20 protein-coding genes and 2 pseudogenes are annotated in these 20,063 nt (G+C 65.0%); 8 read left to right on the top strand and 14 right to left on the bottom strand.

Annotation, left to right across the window (positions count from 1 at the left end; translation table 11 throughout):
• From AC1DNF_RS25965 to AC1DNF_RS25940, 6 genes are all read right to left on the bottom strand, one after another.
• The coding region (locus AC1DNF_RS25965) for a MotA/TolQ/ExbB proton channel family protein (protein WP_478151524.1) at positions 1 to 455 on the bottom strand (455 nt) is incomplete at its 3' end.
• A gap of 21 nt (positions 456 to 476) precedes the next feature.
• Positions 477 to 1,181, bottom strand: a complete 705-nt coding sequence (locus AC1DNF_RS25960) for an energy transducer TonB (protein ID WP_478151523.1) — start codon at positions 1,179 to 1,181, stop codon at positions 477 to 479.
• On the bottom strand, positions 1,168 to 2,475 hold the full coding sequence (locus AC1DNF_RS25955) for a DUF3443 domain-containing protein (protein WP_478151522.1): 1,308 nt from the start codon (positions 2,473 to 2,475) through the stop codon (positions 1,168 to 1,170). Before AC1DNF_RS25955 ends, AC1DNF_RS25960 begins: the two co-directional genes overlap by 14 nt.
• The gene (locus AC1DNF_RS25950) at positions 2,462 to 2,917 is read right to left on the bottom strand and encodes a DUF2844 domain-containing protein (RefSeq protein WP_478151521.1); all 456 of its coding nucleotides are present in this window, start codon (positions 2,915 to 2,917) and stop codon (positions 2,462 to 2,464) included. The genes AC1DNF_RS25955 and AC1DNF_RS25950 overlap by 14 nt, the downstream gene beginning before the upstream one ends.
• Positions 2,918 to 2,970: 53 nt before the next feature.
• Positions 2,971 to 5,142 (bottom strand): TonB-dependent receptor, encoded by a 2,172-nt coding sequence (locus AC1DNF_RS25945; RefSeq protein WP_478151520.1) that lies wholly within the window; start codon positions 5,140 to 5,142, stop codon positions 2,971 to 2,973.
• Positions 5,143 to 5,220: 78 nt separating this feature from the next.
• On the bottom strand, positions 5,221 to 5,634 hold the full coding sequence (locus AC1DNF_RS25940) for a hypothetical protein (protein WP_478151519.1): 414 nt from the start codon (positions 5,632 to 5,634) through the stop codon (positions 5,221 to 5,223).
• Between the two features lie 82 nt (positions 5,635 to 5,716).
• On the opposite strand from AC1DNF_RS25940, the gene AC1DNF_RS25935 reads away from it, so the two are divergent.
• The 3 genes from AC1DNF_RS25935 to AC1DNF_RS25925 all read left to right on the top strand — a co-directional run bounded on the left by AC1DNF_RS25935 (position 5,717) and on the right by AC1DNF_RS25925 (position 7,972).
• Positions 5,717 to 6,106 (top strand): DUF2946 domain-containing protein, encoded by a 390-nt coding sequence (locus AC1DNF_RS25935; protein WP_478151518.1) that lies wholly within the window; start codon positions 5,717 to 5,719, stop codon positions 6,104 to 6,106.
• A gap of 148 nt (positions 6,107 to 6,254) precedes the next feature.
• Positions 6,255 to 7,304 carry a transporter gene (locus AC1DNF_RS25930; RefSeq protein ID WP_478151517.1) on the top strand — a complete coding sequence of 350 codons (1,050 nt, stop codon included), beginning with the start codon at positions 6,255 to 6,257 and terminating at the stop codon, positions 7,302 to 7,304.
• Between the two features lie 83 nt (positions 7,305 to 7,387).
• On the top strand, positions 7,388 to 7,972 hold the full coding sequence (locus AC1DNF_RS25925; RefSeq protein WP_478151516.1) for a TlpA disulfide reductase family protein: 585 nt from the start codon (positions 7,388 to 7,390) through the stop codon (positions 7,970 to 7,972).
• Between the two features lie 127 nt (positions 7,973 to 8,099).
• On the opposite strand, the gene AC1DNF_RS25920 is transcribed toward AC1DNF_RS25925, so the two are convergent.
• Positions 8,100 to 8,411, bottom strand: a complete 312-nt coding sequence (locus AC1DNF_RS25920; RefSeq protein WP_478151515.1) for a DUF6429 family protein — start codon at positions 8,409 to 8,411, stop codon at positions 8,100 to 8,102.
• Positions 8,408 to 9,578 (bottom strand): annotated as a pseudogene (locus tag AC1DNF_RS25915) (transposase); the annotation flags it as partial. The pseudogene AC1DNF_RS25915 and the gene AC1DNF_RS25920, both read right to left, overlap by 4 nt.
• A 53-nt stretch (positions 9,579 to 9,631) precedes the next feature.
• Here AC1DNF_RS25915 and AC1DNF_RS25910 point away from each other — a divergent pair.
• A pseudogene (locus AC1DNF_RS25910) lies at positions 9,632 to 9,745 on the top strand (glycosyltransferase); the annotation flags it as partial.
• A 279-nt stretch (positions 9,746 to 10,024) separates the two neighbouring features.
• Here the strand turns inward: AC1DNF_RS25910 and AC1DNF_RS25905 are convergent.
• The 3 genes from AC1DNF_RS25905 to AC1DNF_RS25895 form a co-directional block, all read right to left on the bottom strand.
• Positions 10,025 to 11,410 (bottom strand): FAD-binding oxidoreductase, encoded by a 1,386-nt coding sequence (locus AC1DNF_RS25905; protein ID WP_478151514.1) that lies wholly within the window; start codon positions 11,408 to 11,410, stop codon positions 10,025 to 10,027.
• A 65-nt stretch (positions 11,411 to 11,475) separates the two neighbouring features.
• Complete coding sequence (locus AC1DNF_RS25900; protein ID WP_478151513.1) at positions 11,476 to 11,901, bottom strand: VOC family protein; 426 nt, start codon at positions 11,899 to 11,901, stop codon at positions 11,476 to 11,478.
• A 262-nt stretch (positions 11,902 to 12,163) separates the two neighbouring features.
• Positions 12,164 to 15,346, bottom strand: a complete 3,183-nt coding sequence (locus AC1DNF_RS25895; RefSeq protein WP_478151512.1) for an ATP-binding protein — start codon at positions 15,344 to 15,346, stop codon at positions 12,164 to 12,166.
• A gap of 1,131 nt (positions 15,347 to 16,477) precedes the next feature.
• Between AC1DNF_RS25895 and AC1DNF_RS25890 the strand changes: the two genes are divergently transcribed.
• The 4 genes from AC1DNF_RS25890 to AC1DNF_RS25875 are packed head-to-tail and all read left to right on the top strand — an operon-like array spanning position 16,478 to position 18,237.
• Complete coding sequence (locus tag AC1DNF_RS25890; RefSeq protein WP_478151527.1) at positions 16,478 to 16,894, top strand: DNA polymerase ligase N-terminal domain-containing protein; 417 nt, start codon at positions 16,478 to 16,480, stop codon at positions 16,892 to 16,894.
• The gene (locus AC1DNF_RS25885; protein ID WP_478151511.1) at positions 16,827 to 17,252 is read left to right on the top strand and encodes an ATP-dependent DNA ligase; all 426 of its coding nucleotides are present in this window, start codon (positions 16,827 to 16,829) and stop codon (positions 17,250 to 17,252) included. Before AC1DNF_RS25890 ends, AC1DNF_RS25885 begins: the two co-directional genes overlap by 68 nt.
• Complete coding sequence (gene ligD, locus AC1DNF_RS25880) at positions 17,192 to 17,920, top strand: non-homologous end-joining DNA ligase (RefSeq protein ID WP_478151510.1); 729 nt, start codon at positions 17,192 to 17,194, stop codon at positions 17,918 to 17,920. The genes AC1DNF_RS25885 and ligD overlap by 61 nt, the downstream gene beginning before the upstream one ends.
• Before the next feature lie 11 nt (positions 17,921 to 17,931).
• On the top strand, positions 17,932 to 18,237 hold the full coding sequence (locus tag AC1DNF_RS25875) for a hypothetical protein (RefSeq protein WP_478151509.1): 306 nt from the start codon (positions 17,932 to 17,934) through the stop codon (positions 18,235 to 18,237).
• 42 nt (positions 18,238 to 18,279) lie between these two features.
• On the opposite strand, the gene AC1DNF_RS25870 is transcribed toward AC1DNF_RS25875, so the two are convergent.
• From AC1DNF_RS25870 to AC1DNF_RS25860, 3 genes are all read right to left on the bottom strand, one after another.
• Complete coding sequence (locus tag AC1DNF_RS25870; RefSeq protein ID WP_478151508.1) at positions 18,280 to 18,693, bottom strand: PIN domain-containing protein; 414 nt, start codon at positions 18,691 to 18,693, stop codon at positions 18,280 to 18,282.
• Entirely contained in the window at positions 18,690 to 18,956 is a 267-nt protein-coding gene (locus AC1DNF_RS25865) for an antitoxin (protein ID WP_478151507.1), read from the bottom strand. Before AC1DNF_RS25865 ends, AC1DNF_RS25870 begins: the two co-directional genes overlap by 4 nt.
• A 287-nt stretch (positions 18,957 to 19,243) precedes the next feature.
• The gene (locus AC1DNF_RS25860) at positions 19,244 to 20,056 is read right to left on the bottom strand and encodes an enoyl-CoA hydratase (RefSeq protein ID WP_478151506.1); all 813 of its coding nucleotides are present in this window, start codon (positions 20,054 to 20,056) and stop codon (positions 19,244 to 19,246) included.
• Positions 20,057 to 20,063 lie beyond the last annotated feature (7 nt).

The following is a 20,063-nucleotide window of genomic DNA, read 5'->3' as shown; positions in this document are numbered from 1 at the left end:
GCGTGGTAGATGCCCCAGACCGTGCCGAACAGGCCGATGAACGGTGCTGTGGAGCCCACCGAAGCCAGAATCGCCAAGCCGGTCTGAAGACGGGCCGTGAATTCGTCGATGCCATTGCGCAACGCACGGGTGATCCAGTCGCTCACGTCGAGCGCGTCATGCAGATGGGCCTTGGTGTTGCGATGGTGCGCCGCGGCTTCCCGACCATCGAGTGCGAGAACGCGAAACGGATTGCTTGGGTCCTTGCCAAGCTTGTACAAGGCGGTAGCGAAATCTTCGCTGTGCCAGAAGTCCTGCGAATGCTTCGCGAGGCGCTTGTACTTGATGACGTCCAGCGCCTTGACAACGATCACGATCCATGATGCGAGCGACATGCCAATCAATAGCAGCGCTACAGCCTTGGTGACAAGGTCGCCTTGATGCCAGATATTCATCAGGCCAAATTGGGAATCCATACGAAACTTCTCCAGAAAAAATCAGTTGAGAACCCAGTTGATCGGCACGCTGAACTCCATCGGTTCAGGGACGCCGTTGCGTTTGCCTGGCACGAAGCGCCAACTCATCACGGCCGCGCGCGCTGCCTCGTCCAACCGCTCATAGCCGCTCGACGTACGAATGCTGGCCTGCTTGGGAAGCCCGTCGACGTCGATCAGGACGCGCACGACGGTCTTGCCCTGCTCGCCGAGGCGCTTGCTCATCGCCGGATAGACCGGCTTGGGGTTCTGCAAGTAGTCGGCGTTACTGGAGGGCAACTGGACTGTGGGCGGTGCCGGTGCTGCGGGTGGAGGCGCCGGCGGCGCGGGCGGTACCGGTGGTGCGATCGGTGCCGGCGGTGGAGGCGGCTCGATGCTCCCAGTGGGCGCGTTCGGCGCGAAGGTGGGCCTGGGCTCCCGGATGGCCTGGGGCCGCGGCGGCGGTGGCGTCTTCGTGATCTGGCGCTTGGGTTCCGGCGGCGGCGGAGGCGGGGGCGGCGGTTCCACTGGCTTGGGCGGCTCGATGAATTCGCTCAGGATCTCGACCGGGATGACGACCTCGGCCGTGCGGCGCACCAACCCGCTTTGCAGCGCCCACAGGGCTGCCAGATGGAACAGGACCACGCTGCCCGCGATGACGACATTGCGCGAGAGGCCAAGGGCCGTCGAAGGGGCCGACGAGAAGCGATCAGGGTCAGTACGCGACATACGGCCCCGTCCCCGCCGGCGTTGAGGCGCCTTCCAGCGCCGTGAAGACGTTGCGCCCGAAGAAGAACGGCAGGCCCCAGTCGAATCCGTCGATCCCCGTAATGCTGGCGGCGACGTTGCTGAATGCCGTTGCGGACGGATTGCCCGTGAACTGGGTCTCGGCGTTGGCAATGCTGAAGCTCACAGAGCCGTTCGCGCCGTTGGCCCCCTGATTGACGGCACTCAACGCGTGCGTCGAAGCGGGGCAGTAGAACGCGCTGTCGTTTGTGCCGCTGCAGTTCGGCAGCGCCGTCGTATCGAAGAAGAAGAAATTCGAGCCGCTGTCGATGAAGCTGTTCGCATAAAGATGCCCGTTGAACGTCGTCGAGAAATTCCCGGATGCGTCAAGGCCGTAGGCCTGGGCACTGCCGAGCGCGTTGTTGCCGCGCGTGCCGATACCGAACACCAGCGACCCGGTCACGTCCTTGACGCCGGCCGCCGCGATCGCCGGAAGCTGGATCAACACGCCGTTGTTGTCCGACGCAAATCGCGCCACCGGATTGGCGACCTGCCGATCGAGCGCGATCGCCGACGAGGTGCACGCGGCTCCGCCAGGACACACATAGTAGGTTCCGGGAATGGCCGCGCTGGCACAGGCGCCGCCGCAGTCGTGGCGGAAGGTGGCTACGCCGAGCACCCCGTTGCCGCCCAGACTGGAGACGGTGTTGTTTGGCGCACCCGTGTTTGAGCAGGAGGAAGGTATGCCGGCGAAGTCGGGGTCGCCGATGACCTGCACCGGCACCGACGATGCCGTCTCGCCCGCCAGGCTGACATCGGCCAGCTTGACCGAGCCCCAGGAATAGCTGCCGACAAACTGCTCGCACTCTGCGTAGGGATTGTTGGAGCCGTCGGTCTGTTGCGTCAGCGCGGACCGATTGTTCAAGACCGAGGCGATCAGGCGCAGACCGCTCGATCCGGTGTCGAGGATGACGTGGTCAATGGTTTGACAGGCCGAGGTGCTGCCAGGCGCGCACACCTTGACGCTGACATAGGGCATATTGACTATGCCGCTCGCGCCGACCGGGCCGCCATCGAGGCTGATCGTCATCACGTTGGCGGCCGGGGAACTTGCTGTCCCGGCGTCGGGCGCGCTGGCGGTCGTGGTCGAGCCCGTCGCCGCTGGGAGGTTCGCAGAAGTGCCGGTGCCGCCGCCCCCTCCCCCGCCTCCACCGCATCCTGCCGCCGCCCATGCGCAAAGGCCCATGGCAAGCGCGAGCCGCATGCCGCGCATGCCGATTCGTTCAGCGAAGGTCATCGATGCTGACTCCTTCTGGAATTTGGCCTGGCAGATAGGCCATGCCGGCAAAGGCGCGCATGTGCCCGCCCGAATGGATGACGACCTCCGGCTTGCGCACCGATACGTTGCGACGGCCGTGATGCTCCTTGCTGGCGGACTCGATGAAGGCGTCGTAATGCTCACCCAGCACTTGCTTCAGGTCGGGCATGAAGGGACCTCGCCATGCCACCGCGAACACCTGCCCGGTGGCGGAAGACACGAACTCCCGGACCACGGTTTCCGAGGGCGTCGTGATCTCGTGAACGCTGTAGGCCGTCCCGGCCTTCACCTCGCGCCTGGCATGCATGCGCGCCTGGTCGGCTTCCGCGGACGACGCGGAGCCGCCCAATGCAGCGCCCGCTTCCAGCGGCAACAGCGTCGCCAGAAGGGAAGAGAGCATCAGTCGACGAACCGCCGGCATGGCGGCCCTCCATGATCGAGTGTGTTTCATAGGTCTCCCAGGTATGGGTCTGATCAGAAATGCGTCGTCATCCCGACAAAGAGAGTGCGCCGCGCTCCGTATTGCGGCGCGCCCACGCCGATGCCCGTGCCGTCGCGCAGGAGATAGACCTTGTCGAACACATTCAGCATCGCGATCCGGCCCTCGATATCGCTGGTCGGGGACTGCTTCCAGGTGTGGGTGAGCGAGAGATTGACCACCGTGTAGTGCGGCAACGCGGCGCCATTGGGCGGCCCCCCGTCCGGCGTACTGCGAACGCCGCTGCCGAAGATCAAGTCGCCGCCCACCTTGCTCGCGCCAAAGCCGTAGCTGGCGCCGGCAGAGAGCGTGTAGGTCTGGTCATGGTCGAGATACACATAGTGGTTCGCGATGTAGGCCAGCTCGTCCGCGCCGAAGAGCGACTGGCCCGAGACGATGTTCTTGCCCTGCGCCTTCTGGTAGGCGAAGTTCGCGTAGCCTGACCAGTTGTCCTGGTTGTATCGCGCCGAAAGCTCGATGCCGCGCGCGTAGCCCTTCTCGTAGTTGAAGGGCGAAAGAATCAGGGCCTGCCCGAACTGGCCCTCGTCGAGCAGGTTCTTGACGGACTTGTAGTAGACGTCGGCCGACAGGGTCAGGGCGGAGTTCACCTTGTGCGACGCGCCGATGTCGTAGTAGGTGGTCCGCTCGGCCTTGACCGGGTCGGAAACCGGCACCTCGGGCTGGTTGGTCGTGCCGGTGTACAGATTGACGCTCTGCTGCGACGCCAGCTCCTGCGGCGGCGGCGTGAAATAGCGCGCGACCCCGGCATGGAACGCCGTCGCCTCCGTTGCCGCGTAGGCCAGATTGAGGCGCGGACTCCATTGGTGCTCCCTGGTGAATGCGCTGACGCTGTCGTAGCGCAGACCATAGTTGAGCGTGAGCTTCGGAGAGAGGCGCCATTCGTCCTGCGCGTAGAGGCTACCCAGATGTCCGAGCTTGTCGGAGTTGTCGGCGATGAACATGGGCTCGTTGCCGATCTGCGCGCCCGCATCGTCGACACCGAAGACGCCGACGCTGTTGATGCTCTGTGTGTACTGCCGCGTGTAGGCCGCGCCGAAGCGCAGGGTGTGCGCGTCGCTGGCCTTGTAGGAGGCGTCGAGCTGCAGCCCGGTCGCCGAATTCGTGCGCCGCGAGTCCGACGCCACGCCGTTGTAGATCAGATCCCCGGCGTTGTCCGGCATGAAGTGCACGCTCGAGTTCTGACGCAGCACCGAGACCTGGAAATCCAGCGCGCCCAGGGTCTTCTGGTAGGACAGCGCCACGAACCTGTTTCGCTCGGTCTGATTCTCGTCCAGCGAGGCCGACGGCCGCGCGTTGAATCCGGCGCCCAGGTCGCTGAAGCCCGCCAGCGAAAACGCCGGCGCTTGTCCAGGGTTGTTCGGAATCTGGAACCTGCCGTCGTAGGTTCCGAACATCAGGCCGATGCGCGTGTCGTCGTCGAGGTAGTAGGACAGGTTTCCGAAGCTGCTGCCCTGGGTCGTCCTGTCATGCAGCGCGCTCATGGTCGGCTGCGGGTTCTCGATGCCCTGGTCGCTCCTGAGCACGCTGCCCGACAGGTAGTAGCTCAGGTTGCCCTTGGTGCCGTACACCGCGCCGTTCACCTGCAGCGCGTTGTGGCTTCCGATGCCGATCCCCAGAGACCCCCCGGGCTGGCCGAAGCCTGACTTGGTCTGGATGTCGATCACGCCCGCGGTGCGCAGGCCAAACTGCGCCGGCAGCGCGCCGGTCAGGAAATCGAGTGACTGGATATAGCGCGTGTCCAGCGCCTGTCCGAAGCCCGCGATGGCCTCCGGCAACTGGACGCCGTTGATCCGGTACTGCACGTTCGCATGGTCGTCGCGAATGTGCAGGGCGCCGGAAGCCTTCGAGTCCTTGGAGATGCCTGGCAGGGTCAGCAGCACTTCGTCGACGGAGGTGGCGTCGCCCTTGGCGAGCGAGTCGATGAAGGTGCCGTCGATGTGATAGACGGTCGTTCCGACCTGCGGCGACAGCGCCATGCGCGCGCTGGTCGCGCGTTGCTCTCTGACCTCCACGGTCGACAGCGTCCCTTCAGCTGTCGTTGGCGTGGGCGGGGAAGTGGCGGGTGGCGCCGACTGCGCGGAAGCCGCGGCCGACAGGAATGCGATAACCGCAACGCCGATGGCGTTGCGCCTGAAAATGGTTGGCATGGTGTGAAGAACTCATTGAATCAAAGGGATGCAGACCGCCGCGCTGGGACGCGGTTCGGCCGGCAACGAGATGACGATTCAATGGTTCGACGGGGGCCCGCGCGCTTCGAACAGCGCGGGCGGCCAGGCGGGAGCCTGGTCCAGGAAATAGCGAGGGCTCGCCGCGGGCCATACGACCGGCACGGCCACCAGCGGCACGCCGGGCGGGGCGCAGCCATTGCTCAGTTGGTCGTAGAGCCGGCACTGCTGGCCATCATGGTGGTCGAAGAGCTTGAGCAGCCAGCCATGCGGCGAGGTCGGCCCGACCTCGTCGGTGGCAAGCACCGGGCCACCCGCCTGGGCAGCCCCGTCGATGGGCTGTGCGAGCGTCGCCTCGAGATGCTGCAACCCCGGCGCATGCAACGTGCCATGCATCAGCCCCAGCGTCGAGGCCAGCAGCAATGCCAGCATCAGGACGAAGTTGATCTGGCGATGGAAGCGGTGAATGCGCACGGGGCATGATTGTGCTCGAAACTGCCTGACGTCTGACCATTCAAGCTCGGTGGCCTTGTCAACCAGCCGATAAACTCCGCCCATGCTCCATCGTTCGCAGCGTCGATTCGCCGGCTGGCTCGCCCTTGCCGCTGTGACCTTGCATTTTCTGGCGCCCCTGGTCTCCCAGGCGCTCGCATCATGGAGCGATGCGCCCGATTTCTGGCAGCAAGTCTGCAGCATCCATGGCAGCAACCAGGCTTCGACCAACGGTGCGCCGAGTTCCCCGACACAAGATGACGCGAACGGGCAGGTCGGGGACTGCCCGTTTTGCCTGCTGCACCTCGCTCACTGGGCGCCCACGCCCCAGATCGAGGCCATCGTTCTCGAGCCAGATGGCGAGCCCCCGGCGCCCGGGTACAAGGCGCTCGCGGCGCAATCTCGCCTCTTCTGGCAATCGCCCCAATCACGCGCGCCGCCCGCGCTCTGCTGAAGACTGCCCGCGACAGCCGACCTTGCAGGGACCCGTCCGCAGGTCGATCTTGGCTGTTGCACCTCCCCCAGTGCCTTCGCGTCCGCGACCGACGGCCCGTCCCGCAGTTTTTGGGCGCCGTGTTCACCGCGCGCCCAGTGAGAGCCCCATGAAGAAACAAACCAGAATCCTCCTTGCGGCGATGGCCACCTTGCCATCGAGCGCCGTGTTCGCATGCGCAACCTGTGGTTGCGCATTGTCGTCCGATGCCGCCATGGGCTATTCGTCCACGACCGGCTGGCTCGTGAGCCTTGAGTACGACTACCTCAACCAGAATCAACTACGTACAGGAACCAAGGGCGTTTCCCGCTCCCAGGTGGCCGCGATCAACAACGCCGGCGGCAACCAGGAAGTGGAGAACGGCACGGCGAACCGCTACACCACACTCGGCCTGAGCTACGCGCCCAATGCGGACTGGAATTTCAAACTGTCGGTGCCGTACGTCGACCGCAGCCATTCAACCTACGGCAGCTCGCCGAACCCGCTGACACCGGATCTGCTCAGCAGCGCCGCGTACGCCGGGCTGGGAGACATGAAATTCATCACCAGCTTTCAGGGCCTGTTGCCGACGCACAACCTCGGCGTCCAGCTGGGCGTCAAGCTGCCGACGGGCGACTACGGCGGACCCAATGCGGATGGCAGCGGCATCGTGGGGCACAACCCGAGGCCGTTCACCTCGGGGCCCAATTCGCTCAATCCGTCGCCGGGAAATCTTGTGGATACCAGCCTGCAACCCGGCACCGGCAGCACGGACCTCATCGTGGGCGCCTACTATTACCAGGCCGTGAGCGAGAATTTCGACGTCTTCATCAACGGCCAATTCCAGGCCGCGGTGAGTCAGAAGCTGAACCAGACGGGCGCCGACTTCCGCCCCGGCAACCTGGCCACCGTGAGCTTCGGCGCGCGTTACGAGGCCAACTCCGACGTCGTGCCGCAACTGCAGGTGAACATCACGCGCAAGGGGCATGACCAGGGCGCCCTCGCCGACACCGCCAACTCGGCGGGCACGGCGGTCTACCTGAGCCCGGGCGTCACGGTCAATGTCGGCCACGGCACCAACGTCTATGCCTTCGTGCAGTTGCCTGTCTACAGAAACTTGCAGGGCTACCAGCTGTCTCCGCGCTACGCCGCATCCGTCGGCATCACGCACGCATTCTGAGCATGGGGAGCCGTGTCGAAGCCGGGGAGCTTTCGCAGCGGCGCCCAGTCCAATCGAACCACAAGGAAACGGGAGCAAGCGCCATGGCGCACGATTTCAGCCGCAACTCAACGAAGCAGTCTCGTCCGGTGCCAGTCCGCAAGAGCCGCCGCGCCCTGCTGAAGGCAGGCACAGGACTGGCCCTTGCAAGTGCCGCCGGGCTGGCCGCCTTGCCGGCGCGGGCGAACGACCTCAAGCTGGGCCAACCGGCCCCGCCGCTGGTGTTGAACACGCTCGACGGCCGCAGCATCGCCACGCGCGATCTGAAGGGCCAAGTGGTCATCGCCACCTTCTGGGCGACCTGGTGTGCGCCTTGCCGCGAGGAGTTGCCTTTGCTCTCGGCCTTTGCCGAACGCCATGCGGCGCAAGGCCTCCAGGTGCTGGGCTTCAGCCTCGACGGGCCGGACCAATTGCCAAAGGTGCGTGCCGTGGCCGCGGCGTTAAGCTTTCCGGTGGGCCTCGTGGGAAGCCCCTGGGTCGGCGGCTACGGCCGCATCTGGCGCCTGCCTGTGAGCTTTGTGATCGACCGCGAGGGTCGGCTTGCCAACAACGGCTGGGACGACGAAGACCCCGTCTGGACCCAGGAGCAACTTCAGCGGGTCGTGGAGCCGCTGCTGGCTCGCAAGTAGACCAATGTTGTACAGAGCGCACCGGTTTTCGCAGTCTGCGACTGCTTGCAGGCCCTGAGCGGTCTTCGACGGCAGCGGCTCGGACTTCCGAGGTTGGCCGACCGGAGGCATTGCTGGCCCCTGTAGATCAGCATTGCTCGCCGCTGCGGCGGGGCCCGAAGTATTTGGCCGCCATTTCCTTGGCCAGGCGCATGCCCTTGTCGGTCAAGTGGATCGACTCCTGCCGCCCGTGCGGTTCAGAGATGAGGCCTTTGGCGTGCAGGGCATCCATCGTGGCAAAGTCGTAGCGCTTCCATACGCGCCCGTTCTCGAATTCGAAGACGCCGAGTAGCGCCAGAAGCACCTCTTCGATCCTGTCCTTGTCATATTCCATGGCATCGTGCTTTGCGGTTTGGTATGAAGTCTCCTCATAGAATGTCGAGCTGCCGATGGAAATCAAGCTTCGGAGCGCATTTTCTCCGTCGTGGCTGATTTCCGCAGCAGCGCCTGCGCGTACTTCTCGATCCCGAACCGGAAGGCGCCACGGAAATTGATGTGCCCGAAATGCACCGGCCCCATGCGGCGCAGGAACGCGTCCTCGACGTTCATGCTGTCCTTGCGAAAGCGCTCCACAAGCTCGTTCATGTGACTGGTGTTCCAGGCCAGCACGATATTCGTCAGCAAGGCGTGGGAGCCGGAAATCGCCTTCATCTCGTCACGCCGGCGCCCCCGCTCCGGGGCGACCTTGCCGGTGTACACAGCGCGCTGCAACTGGTGCACTGATTCGCCGCGGCTCAGCAGCGTATGGATCTCGCGCCGGAAGTCGGGGATGGCGATGTAGTCGCACAGAAAAATGCTGCGCAGCAGTCGGCCCAGATGCTCGGCCGCCCGGTATGCCGGGTCCCCTTGCGCGGCACTGCCAAGCAGGCGCAGCGCGAGCTCGGCGCCGATCTTGCCGATCCGGATCGATGCCACCACGCGCAACAGTTCGTCCCATCCTGAGCGGATCGCCTTGCGCGACAGCCGCTTGATGGTTGCGCGCTCGATGCCTTCCGGCACGAGGAAACCCGGCGGCAGATACAGCTTGCGTTCGGCCAGATCCCGCAGGCGCGGGCACAGGTCGAAGCCGAGCAGCTTGGCCACCGACATGGCCGGGTTCGTGTACCCGTGCGTGTCCACGGCGAGCAGCGAAAGCCGGATGCGATCGTCGCCGCGGTTCTGTTGCTCGACCCCCCTCGATCGCCAGGCCGGCCTGGCGCTCGTTGAGCACGATCGGCTGGTCATACACGATGCCCCAGCGGTCCAGGACATGGGTGTAGATGCCAGCAGCATAGGTGCGGCGGCGCGGATCGGTGCGTGCGCTCCAGAGGTGGCGAGATGCCTCCAGCGACATCATGTCGGCCGAAGCCTTGTCGCCATCGCCCCAGTGTGCCGCCATCGGAACCCGGCCCTGGAACTCAACCACGCGCTCGTTGGCACGTCGCAGCCGGCCGTGGGTTTCCAACGCACGCATGGCGACGGACACCCGCGCCGTGTCGACGCCGGGGATCATCGCCGCCACGCTCTTGGCATCGATGTCGGTGCCGTGCGCGAGCAGCGCGGCATACAAGGCGAGCAGTTCGGCGACGTCCCGGCATTGCGGATCGGGTGACGATCGTTCAGAACGTTTCCCACTAGGAATTGCGCGCACTCTATTTCTGCGCCAACGCGTTGCTTTTCCCCTCCCTTCACGAAGGCTTCGGCTGGCCCGTCATCGAAGCGCAAGCCTGCGGTTGCCCGGTCTTCACATCCGACCTCGCGCCCATGAACCTTTGCTGCGATCGCGGCAGGGTCGCTCGGGTCTGCCTCGCCGGCCAAGGGCAGATTTCGGCAACCTTGGGGAATTCACAGTCCCAGCCAATTCCGGACATCGGACATCGGACATCGGACATCGGACATCGGACATCGGACATCGGGCAACGGCTGCTACGGAGCTTCGGAATGCTCGCCGGCAGTGCATGGAAGATAGTGCGTACTGGCCGCAGATCTTTGATGGCCTGCTCGAGCTGCGGTCCCACCGCCGGCGGGGCGTCTTCAGGCAGCGACCGGTCGAATGTTCTGGTTCACGCGGAAGAGGTTGTTCGGGTCGTACTGCGCCTTGATGGCCGCGAGACGGGCGTAGTTGTCGCCATAGGCCGCCTGCAAGCGGCCCTCCGCTTCGTCGTCCATCATGAAGTTGACGTACACACCCTCGAGGTTGAACGGATGGACGGCCTTCCAGTAGGCGCGCCCCCAGGCCTTCAGCGCGTCCGCCTTCTTCGGGTCCGGATCGATCCCCGCGATGACCATCGACCAGGTCGCATCGCGCGTGCTCCACGCCGTCGCGTCCCTCGCGACGCGCTGCGCGGCGCCGTCGATCGGGTAGAGGTGCATGAGGCACAAATCGCTCGGCGCCTTGGCGGCCTGCACTATGTGCGCCTCGATCGCAGTGTCGGGCAGCGCCTTGACGAAGTCGCCCTTCCAATACCACTGAAGGCCCTTAGGGAAGAACGGATCGAACAGCGACTGAATCGTCGTGAACGGCATCTCGCCCATCCAATTGAAGATCGGTGGCGGTAGGCCGTCGAGGAGCCGGGCCATGATCTTCTCGCCGTCGGCCGCGCTGCCGTTGTAGCTCCCGATCACGGCGCAAGCGCGCCGCCCCCAGTAGTCCTTCGGGAACGGATCCACCGGGGGCACCGTCTTCAGCCCGACGAACGCGCCGAGTTCTTCCGGCATCGTGGGCAAGAAGTCGCGATAGGCGCTCATCACGGCCTTCGCGTGGGTGGCCTCCCAGAAGATCGGCCCTGCATAGACCATGCGGACCGGATGCGCCTCGAACAGGAAGCTCGTCACGACGCCGAAGTTGCCGCCGCCTCCGCGCACTGCCCAGAACAGGTCTGGGTGCTCGCGCTTGCTGGCCGTCACGAAGCTGCCGTCGGCAAGCACCACGTCGACTTCGAGCAGGTTGTCGATCGTCAGGCCATACTTGCGCGTGAGGTAGCCGATGCCGCCGCCGAGCGTCAGCCCGGCCACGCCCGTGCTCGAGACGATGCCGAACGGCACCGCGAGCCCGAACGCGTGGGTGGCGTGGTCCACGTCGCCCGACGTGCAACCCGCGTCAACCCGCACTGTCTTCGTCTGCGGATCCACGCGCACGCTTTTCATCAACGACAGGTCGATCATCAGGCCATCGTCGCAGCTGCCGAGCCCCGGGCCGTTGTGTCCGCCGCCGCGGATCGCGATCAGCAGGCCCCGGTCGCGCCCCTGGTTGACTGCGGCGATGACGTCCGCTACGTCGACGCAGCGGGCGATCGCGCCCGGCTTCTTGTCGATCATGCCGTTGTAGAGGGCACGCACAGCGTCGTAGTCGGCGTCGCCTCGCCCGATGACGCGACCCCGCAAGCCTTGCTGCAGGGCGGAGACGATCTGGTCTGTCATGGCGCTCTCCTTCATCGATGGGGGTAGAGAGGGATCAGGAGGGATTGCTGGCGCGACGGGACGCGTCAGGAGACGCCGCCCCGCCGCGTGCTGTCGTGCAGCGGAACGGCGAAGCTCAGTTCGTGGCCGTCCGGGTCGGTGATGTGGAAATAGCGTTCTTCCCAGGAGGCGTTGCGGGGGGCGCTGTCCGGCCGCAGCCCGCGGGCGAGCACCTGCCGGTGCATGGCGTCAACGTCCGAGACATAGAAGATCAGCCGGCCCCACCATGACCAATGGCGATCGCTGCCCTCGGTGGTGAGGTTCAAGCGGACGTTGCCGGCATCCAGGCTACTGAAGGATGCCCGCTCGCCGCCGTAGCGCATCGAAAAGCCCAGGGCCAGATAGAAGCGTAGCGCCCGCGCCATGTCATGCGTGGCCAGCGTGACCGCACTCAGGCTAACGATGCGCACCGTGGGCGGACCGACCTGTGCGCTCTGGGATGGCAACGGCATGGCGGAACTGATCGGGAGAAGGCGACTTTTTAGCACGCTTCCCCACCGCGGAGCAACAGCGCGCGCTCGATCTCAGCCGGCAGATCCGGTTGAGGACCGAAATCGGAAGCCCGCGCGTAGCCCTTCAGGAGCCGGAACACGCTCCGTCGCCCTCGATCGCTCAACGGCAGATATGCAGTGCGGAGCGACTGCTTCGTGCGAACAGGTGATCGCTCCAGACCTCGCAACCCGCTCGCCTGCAAACGCGCGGACCGAGTTGCCTTCAATCGACCAACTGAGCTAGCGCCGACTCAGCTCTTGCCTGGTAGACCGTCGCACCCTGCTCCGAGGCGATGCGCACGGCGGTACGCAGCCAGCCTTCGGCGAGTGTCGCGTTCGCCGCCGAGTCCGCCAGAGCGAGCTCTGCACGCAACCGCCATAGCTCCGAAACATGGATGCCTACTTCCGGCGAAATCAGCGTGTTGAAAGTGCGCGTCACGAGTGCGAACGCCTCCTTGCCGCGACCGGCGCGCCTCAGCGCTTCGACCATGCACAGATGCGGATACACGCCGAGGAAGCTGTGCCTGATCGCCGTGTCGTAGTTCGCTTCCATCATGACCAGTCCGGCGGCGATGTCCCCTTGCCGTGCGCGCGCCAGGCCGAACATGAATTGCCCGAGCCCGTGTTGCAGCGGCAAGTCGTATTTCTTTGCCACCTGCATCTCGCGCCCAGCCATGTTCTGACAGGCTTCGATGTCGCCGGCCAACTGCATGGCGACGCTGCCGTTGCCGAGGGCGAATGCCAGGCTGAATGGGTGCTGCACCGATTCAGCGAGCGCGAGCGCAGCGTCGAGGCTGACGGCGGCATCCTGCGCCAGACCCGCGAGGCCCAACCCGATGGCGGTGCAGCAATGTGCGCAGACACCCGGATCATGGCCGGCATACACTTGGGAAAGGCTGTGATGGCGCTGCGCATCGTAGCGGCGAATGCCCTCGCGCGTCACCTCCAGCATCTTCCCGGTCTGGCCCGTGAAGTACCAGAAGCCCCAGCGGTGATGCAGGCCTTCCATCTGCAGATCGTCGTCGCCCAGCTTGCGGCTGATCTCCAAAAGTTCCTCGCCCAACATGCGGGCACCGTCGAACTGGCGCGAGTTGGCCTTGGTGATGTACAGCCCCCATGTCGCCTGGAATAGTTGCCGTTCGGAGGTGGCCTCTTTGGCCAGCGCATAGGCCTGCGTCAGCACAACTGCCATGTCACGGCTCAGCGGGCCGGCCTGGATGTTGAAGGTTGCACCCAGCTTGAGCTGCGCTTCGATCGTGCAGCGCGCGCGCATCGCTGCGTCGGTGATTTGCTCTGCTTGCGCGAGCGCGGCGTTCAGGTTGGCTATGGCCTCGGCATGGGCCGAGCGCCACCCCGCCCTTTCCGCGGCGAGCATCCAATACGCGCACGATCGCTCCGGCTGCGCCGCGCGGTCGAAATGGTGGGCAACAATCTCAGGAGCGCCGACGGCCGAGGTGTCCTGCTGCGATGCCAGCAGTTCGGCAATTCTCCGGTGCAAGGCCTGGCGACGGCTGCGCGACAGGCTTTGGTACGCCGCCTCCTGCACCAGCGAATGGTTGAAGCTGTAGCCACCCTGCTGCAGGTCCTCGTTGGCGAATACGAGGCCCGCGCCGAGCAACCGGTCCAAGCCCTCGCGCAGCGTGGCCTCCTGCACGCCGGCAATGGCGGCGAGGAGCGGATAGGAGAAATGGCGCCCGATCACGGAGGCTACCAGCGCGATGTCCTCGGCTTCGCCCAGACGATCCAGCCGGGACATCAGGGAATCCTGCAGCGTCGAAGGCACGACAACGGCGTGCGCAGCCTGCATGTCAATCACCGCCTTGGTGAGTTCTTCGACATACAGCGGCACTCCGTCGCTGCGCTCCACGATCTGCCGGACCAACGCCTGTTCGATCGGCCAGGTGCCAGCAGCGCGCCGGGCCACCGCGGCACTTTGGTCGTGGCTCAGCGGCTTGCATAAAATGGCCGTTGCGTTCATGTGCTCGCCCCAGGGCTTGCGGAATTCTGGCCGGTGGCTGACAAGGGCGAGCACCCTGCACGATCCGATGCGCGACAACAGCCGTTCCACCAGGGTTTGCGTCGTGGGATCGCTCCAGTGCGCGTCCTCCAACAGCAGGAGTACCGGCTCTTCATCAGGTGTGGCCAACACGAAGTCTTCGAGGATGGCGAGTATTTCCTGGTTGCGCTGCGCGGTGGTCATCTCCATCGGCGACAAGCGGTCGGGTGTTGGAAGTTCGAGCAACTCTGCGATCAACAGGAGGTCCCGGCGCGATGTCCTGCCGATGCGCGGCAGCAGGGCCTCGAGCTTGCTCAGATTCTCTTCGATCGCTCGTTCGGGCTGAATGACGGCTTCATGCCGCAGCAACTGGGTCAGCGGGTACAACGCGCTGTTTCGGTGATAGGGAGAGCATTGGCAGCGCAACAGCCGATGCGGCGTATCGCGCACTCGCTCGGCGAGCGCCTCGACGAGCCGCGACTTCCCCATTCCGGCATCGCCGCCGAGCAATACAAGATGCCCATTTCCCTGGACAGCGCGTTGCCATGAATCGAGAAGAAAGACCTGTTCGCGCTCGCGCGCAACGATCGGCCCGGCAAGCCTGCCGCGCGACGCGGCGAACCGACTCTCGACGCTGCGTTCGCGCACCACTCTCCAGACCAGGACAGGCTTGTCAAAGCCCTTCAGCGCGTGTTCGCCAGCGGACACATACTCGAAGAAGTCGCCACTGAGTTGCCGTGTCATCGGGCTCACCAGCACGCTACCGGGTGCAGCAAGCGCCTGCAGACGGGCTGCCAAATTCGGCGTGTCACCGACCACCGTGTGTTCGCGTCCGTCACCGGCAGCGTGCCCGACGACCAGGCCCGTCGCGACGCCGACGCGGGCCTGCAGCGCCTGGCCATCGGGGCGCTGCAGACGAGCGACCGCCATCACCATCTCGAGTGCCGATCTGATCGCGCGTTCGGTCGCCTCTTCCTGGGCCTGCGGATAGCCGAAGTAGGCCAGTACGCCGTCTCCCAGGTATTGGGCGATATGGCCGTCGAAGCTCTCAATCACGCGCGCGCAGGCATCGCGATACCTGCGCAACAACTGGTCGAGGTCCTCGGGATCGAGTTGGCTGGCGATCGCGGTCGAGCCCACTAGGTCCGTGAACACCACGGTGACCTGGCGGCGTTCGACCTCCTTGGCGGCCGGAGCAGGCGCAACGCGGCCGACAGGGATGGCGGCGCTTTGCCGTAGCTGGGACGCTGCGGCGAGAAACTTGCGGCGATGGCCCAGCGACAATCCAAGCTCTTCCAGGTCTTGCTCAGTCAGTTCCGGCACGATCGTCACGTCGATGTCGTTGCTGGCGAAGACTTCGCAATACCTCTCAAGGCCAAGACCTTGGAGCCACGAGCTGATGTCTGACATTCGAGAACCTCACGACGGTTCGTAAGCACCCCTTGATTTTCCTTGGGAACCAGGAGCCCAAGTTGCGTTTCGTGTGCTACTTGACCCAGTGTCGGCCGTCTCGATACCGGCTGCAAGCTCTGCTGTCTGCTCGAACCTGCATGGATACGATCTGCCGCTTCCGTGCCCAGCGCGGCGAAGCGCTCGCATGCCGAGCATCGACGGTCAGTATCTTGTCGGCATCGAACCGCCAAGAGTCGGAAGTCGGTAGTCTGCCCGGCGCCGTTGAATGACAGCTCCCAAGTCTTGAACTGCCGCCCGATTGGCGCGGCCCAAAGACCGGTAATGGCCTACTCCGGGCCTCTTCGTATGCTTCCGAGGCTACTGCGTTCCGGGGTCGCCATGTCCGTCCCGAATTATTTGGCCGCCATTTCCTTGGCCCGGCGCATGCCCATGTCTGGGCGGCCGCCCCTGTCGTCACCAGGCGTTCAAGTTCCTGTTCCGCTTCGATGTGAGCGACGGCGAGCCGCTGTTGCATGGCCACGTCCGGCTTCTCGGAAAAGTCGTGTTTGAGCGCGCGCCCGATGTTCGCCGGGTGCATGCCCTGGCCCTCGATGCTGTTCGAGTAGTACGAGTTCATCGAGCGCACAATCGCACGCAGTGCCTCCCTTGCTTCGCTTGCCGAAGCTCCCAACTGCGCGGACTTTTTTTGAAGACCCGGCGCATGGCTTCAACCAGCCCATCGAGGTCCTGAGCCGGAAGAAGGGGGCTCAAACTGATGGGGTTGGTCATAGACCGCGAATACCTCGGGTTTTTCCGACATGAATTCCGGTTTCGTTTCCTCAAGAATACGTAAATAACGCTTATAAATCAATGGGTTAGGTCGACGGACAGATCCTGTCATTTCCGGTTCCATTGCTGATTGAATTTCCGGCGTTCCTTCCGATCGCCGCCACCCGTTCATCGGCTGCGTCCCCTACATTTGCGGAATGGCAACGGCACCCCCGCTGGCAAAGCACAAGGCGAAGCGCAACTTCGCCGTCACGCCCGAGCCGGCCGAGGGCGGCGAATCCGCGCCGGCAGGCCTGTTCGTCGTCCAGAAGCACTGGGCGAGCGCTGCACTACGACTTCCGGCTCGAGCTCGACGGCGTGATGCTCAGCTGGGCCGCGCCAAAGGGCCCGAGCTACGACACCGCCGACAAGCGCATGGCGGTGCACGACGAGGGCCACCCCATCAACTACAACGCCTTTGAGGGCACGATTCCACCGAAGCAGTACGGGGCCGGCAAGGTTGTGATCTGGGACAAGGGCATCTGGGTGCCAGTCGGCGATCCGCGCAAGGCGCTCAAGGACGGCGATCGAGCTCTATGGCCACAAGCTGCGGGGCAAATGGGTGCTTGTGCGGATCAAAAGCAAGGACGAAAAGCAGGACGCGTGGCTGCTTATCAAGGAGCGCGATCAATTCGTGCGGCCGGCCAGCGAGTTCAGCGTGGTCGACTAGATGCCGGACAGCGTGGCGGGCCTGCCGCCGCCCGCCGGCGCGGCCGCCCCCACCGAATCCACTCGTGACCTTGTCGGCGTGAAGAAGAGCGCCCTCCCCGGCACAATTGCGCCCGTGCTCGCCACCCTCGTCGACGGCCCTCCCAGCACGGGCGATGACTGGATCCTGGAGATCGAGTTCGACGGGTACCGGATGCTGGCGCTGGTGGACGCGGAGGGCGTGCGCCTTTTCACGCGCAACGGTGATGACTGGACGAAAAGGCTCCCGCACCTGGCGCGCGACTTGGCGGCCATCAAGATGGCGCCGTGCTGGCTCGATGGCGAGATCGTGATCCTCAACGAGCAGGGCTGCCCGACTTCGGCGCGTTGCAGAGTGCGTTCGATAGCGCCCGGACGAAGGAGATCACGTACTTCCTCTTCGACCTGATGCATCACGATGGGCTGGATCTGCGCCAAGTCGCGCTGATCGAGCGGCGCGCACGCCTGAAGCAGCTCATGACGGACGCGCCCGACTTCCTGCGATTCAGCGAGGCCTTCGCCGGCGCGCCGCTGGACGTCGTCCAGTCGGCCTGCAAGCTGGGCCTGGAAGGCATCATCGGCAAGCGAAAGGACAGCCCGTACACCTCGAGTCGGTCCCCCGACTGGATCAAGCTCAAGTGTCGACAGCGCCAGGAGTTCGTCGTCGGTGGATGGACGTACCAGCGTGGCACCAAGGCGGGCGTCGGCGCCCTTCTCCTGGGCGTGCACGACGATGCCGGCGACCTGGTCTATGCCGGCAGCGCCGGCTCAGGAATCAGCGGCAAGCTGGTGGCGCTTCTCCAGCAGAGGCTGGGGCCGCTGGCCGCAGCGAAAAGCCCGTTCAAGGGCGCGACCGATGCCGCCGCGCGCGGGGCCCAGTGGGTCCGGCCTGAGCTCGTGGTCGAGGTGAGCTTCGCCGAGTGGACGAAAAGCGGCCACGTCCGGCACCCCGTCTTTCATGGCCTGCGCGACGACAAGCCCGCCAGAGCGGTGGTGCGCGAGGTGCCGCTGCACCTTCGGCCGGCTGCCGGCACCGCGGTTCAGCAACACCCTGCCGGCAAGGTTCCGGGTATCTGAAAGGCCGTCCTGTGTCCCTCGTGCGCGCGCCGCAGGGCATCACGGGCGAGCTCTTCTTCCAGAAGCATCTGGACAAGGGCGAGATCCAGGTCGCAGTGTTGGAGGAGGCGATCTCGGCCTCGCGTTCGAGCACCTTGCGCGTCACGATCCGCATCAACGCCGGCGCGTCGGCCGCGCGATGGATGTCGTACAGGGGTGCTGCCATGCAGGGGCTGGCAACTCCTTCTCGGTTCCCAGGTTTCCAGCCAGGCCAATCATTGCCGGTCACGTGCGGGCCGGCCTTCTCGAAGTCCTCCCACGCGGCGACGGCGTCCTGATGCAATGCTTGTCGCTCCATTCGATCTCCTGTCGTCGCTGCCTCAGTGACCCGCCGGCCGTAACCAGTTCTCGATCACAAGACCCGGCACGCGCGCAAAGTGTTGGGTGTTGTCCGTGACCACCACGGCGCCAAGGGCCAGGGCGTGCGCGGCGATCATCTCGTCGAAGTCGCCGATGGGCATGCCGCGCGCCTTCAGATCGGCGCGCAGATCGCCATGGCGGGTCGCCGCCTTGGCGTCCCAGGATAGGATGGGCACGATGCGCAGGAACTCGTCCACGATCCTATGCAGCCGCACGGCCTCGGGCCGCTTGGCCACGCCATAGCGAATCTCCGAGCAAGTCACGGCCGAGATACACCACTGGCCCGGCGGCAACGCCTGCAATTTCGCATCGAACGCGGGATGGCCGCGCATCGCCTCGCTCGCCGCGTTGGTGTCCAGCATGTAGAGGGTCATTCCTTCCAGCCCTCGAAGGGATCACGCCGTTGCTCGCCCTGCTCGCGCTCGGTCAGGAAGTCATAGGGCACCGGACCCAGCTGCTCGCGCAGCTGCATGAACGATCTCCAGTCCACCGGCGAGCGTGCCGACAGGATGACGTCGCCGGTGATTTCATCCCGGCGAATGTAGACCTCGGCGGCGCCCTCGAAGCGGAACTCGGCCGGCAGGCGTACAGCCTGGCTGCCGYCGGTGGCGAAGAGTTTGGCGGTGGACTGCTGCATGGCGGACTCCGGACGCGTTGTGTGTAGATACAAATGTATCTACATCGCATTGGCTTGTCAACCCACTGGTACTGCGACCCCGCCGATCATCCACCCCCGGCCTCGAACGCCAGCCTCACAGTTGGAGCGCCATTTGGAAAGGATTATGTTAAATATTGACCAGGCCGAACCCGACTTTTGGCGTGGCGCTCTGGCAGCCTTACGCACTTCATCCGCTGACCGCGAAAGTCTTTCGGACGTGATCGCCCCTCGATGGATTCAGCACACCGCGGTGCAGCTCGACGGAATCAGCGTCCCGTGAAACGTGCGGGCCGCCGTTCCACGAAATGCGCGACCCCCTCGGTGAAATCCTCGCTCCGGATGCTCTCGACCATCTCGGCATTGGCCAGCGTCACGGCCTCGCCTAGCGACTGGTAGGGCCCCTCCCAGAGCTGCCGCTTCATGACGCGCACCGAGCGCGGCGACACGTCGGCAGAGAGCGTCCCGGCGAGCGCTTGCGCCTCGGCGAGCAATCGATCTGCCGGGACGACCCGGTTCACGAGTCCCATGCCGAGCGCTTCCTGCGCGTCGACCTTGCGCGCAGTCAGCAACAGGTCCGTGGCATGCGCGTGGCCGACGATGCGCGGCAGCATCCATGAGATGCCATGTTCGGCGATCAGGCCACGCTTGGCGAATGCCGTGGCGAATACTGCCTTGTCGGAAGCGATTCGGAAATCGCTGTAGAGCGCCATCACCAGGCCGAGCCCGGCAGCGGCGCCGTTGACGGCGCAGATCACGGGCTTGGGGGCGGCGGGGAAGTACGAATAGCGCGTCTGGTAATCGGCCCTTCGGTTCATGTCGAACGGTCGCATCCACTGCTCGGCGCGGATGTCCTCCGGCGGCAGCACTTCGAGCTCTTCCATGTCCATGCCTGCACAGAAGGCCCGGCCTGCGCCAGTCAGGACGATGGCCCGCACCGCCTCGTCGCGACCGGCCTGTTCGATGGCCGTGCGCAGTTCGGCCTCGAGGATCCGCGTCAGCGCATTCATGCGCTCCGGCCGGTTCAGCGTGATCGTCGCGACGTGTCCGTCGACCGTGTAGAGAATTTGTTCGAAGGTCATGCTGAGA

This window comes from Variovorax sp. 01T432 (assembly GCF_056398605.1).
This window is presented reverse-complemented; position numbering and strand designations above follow the sequence as displayed.

What these genes read in the sequence shown, in the direction of transcription:
- AC1DNF_RS25960 (WP_478151523.1), bottom strand. Translation starts at nt 1,181, where the DNA reads ATGTCGCGTACTGACCCTGATCGCTTCTCGTCGGCCCCTTCGACGGCC.
- AC1DNF_RS25955 (WP_478151522.1), bottom strand. Translation starts at nt 2,475, where the DNA reads ATGACCTTCGCTGAACGAATCGGCATGCGCGGCATGCGGCTCGCGCTT.
- AC1DNF_RS25950 (WP_478151521.1), bottom strand. Translation starts at nt 2,917, where the DNA reads ATGCCGGCGGTTCGTCGACTGATGCTCTCTTCCCTTCTGGCGACGCTG.
- AC1DNF_RS25945 (WP_478151520.1), bottom strand. Translation starts at nt 5,142, where the DNA reads ATGCCAACCATTTTCAGGCGCAACGCCATCGGCGTTGCGGTTATCGCA.
- AC1DNF_RS25935 (WP_478151518.1), top strand. Translation starts at nt 5,717, where the DNA reads ATGCTCCATCGTTCGCAGCGTCGATTCGCCGGCTGGCTCGCCCTTGCC.
- AC1DNF_RS25930 (WP_478151517.1), top strand. Translation starts at nt 6,255, where the DNA reads ATGAAGAAACAAACCAGAATCCTCCTTGCGGCGATGGCCACCTTGCCA.
- AC1DNF_RS25925 (WP_478151516.1), top strand. Translation starts at nt 7,388, where the DNA reads ATGGCGCACGATTTCAGCCGCAACTCAACGAAGCAGTCTCGTCCGGTG.
- AC1DNF_RS25905 (WP_478151514.1), bottom strand. Translation starts at nt 11,410, where the DNA reads ATGACAGACCAGATCGTCTCCGCCCTGCAGCAAGGCTTGCGGGGTCGC.
- AC1DNF_RS25900 (WP_478151513.1), bottom strand. Translation starts at nt 11,901, where the DNA reads ATGCCGTTGCCATCCCAGAGCGCACAGGTCGGTCCGCCCACGGTGCGC.
- AC1DNF_RS25895 (WP_478151512.1), bottom strand. Translation starts at nt 15,346, where the DNA reads ATGTCAGACATCAGCTCGTGGCTCCAAGGTCTTGGCCTTGAGAGGTAT.
- AC1DNF_RS25890 (WP_478151527.1), top strand. Translation starts at nt 16,478, where the DNA reads ATGCTCAGCTGGGCCGCGCCAAAGGGCCCGAGCTACGACACCGCCGAC.
- AC1DNF_RS25885 (WP_478151511.1), top strand. Translation starts at nt 16,827, where the DNA reads ATGCCGGACAGCGTGGCGGGCCTGCCGCCGCCCGCCGGCGCGGCCGCC.
- AC1DNF_RS25870 (WP_478151508.1), bottom strand. Translation starts at nt 18,693, where the DNA reads ATGACCCTCTACATGCTGGACACCAACGCGGCGAGCGAGGCGATGCGC.
- AC1DNF_RS25860 (WP_478151506.1), bottom strand. Translation starts at nt 20,056, where the DNA reads ATGACCTTCGAACAAATTCTCTACACGGTCGACGGACACGTCGCGACG.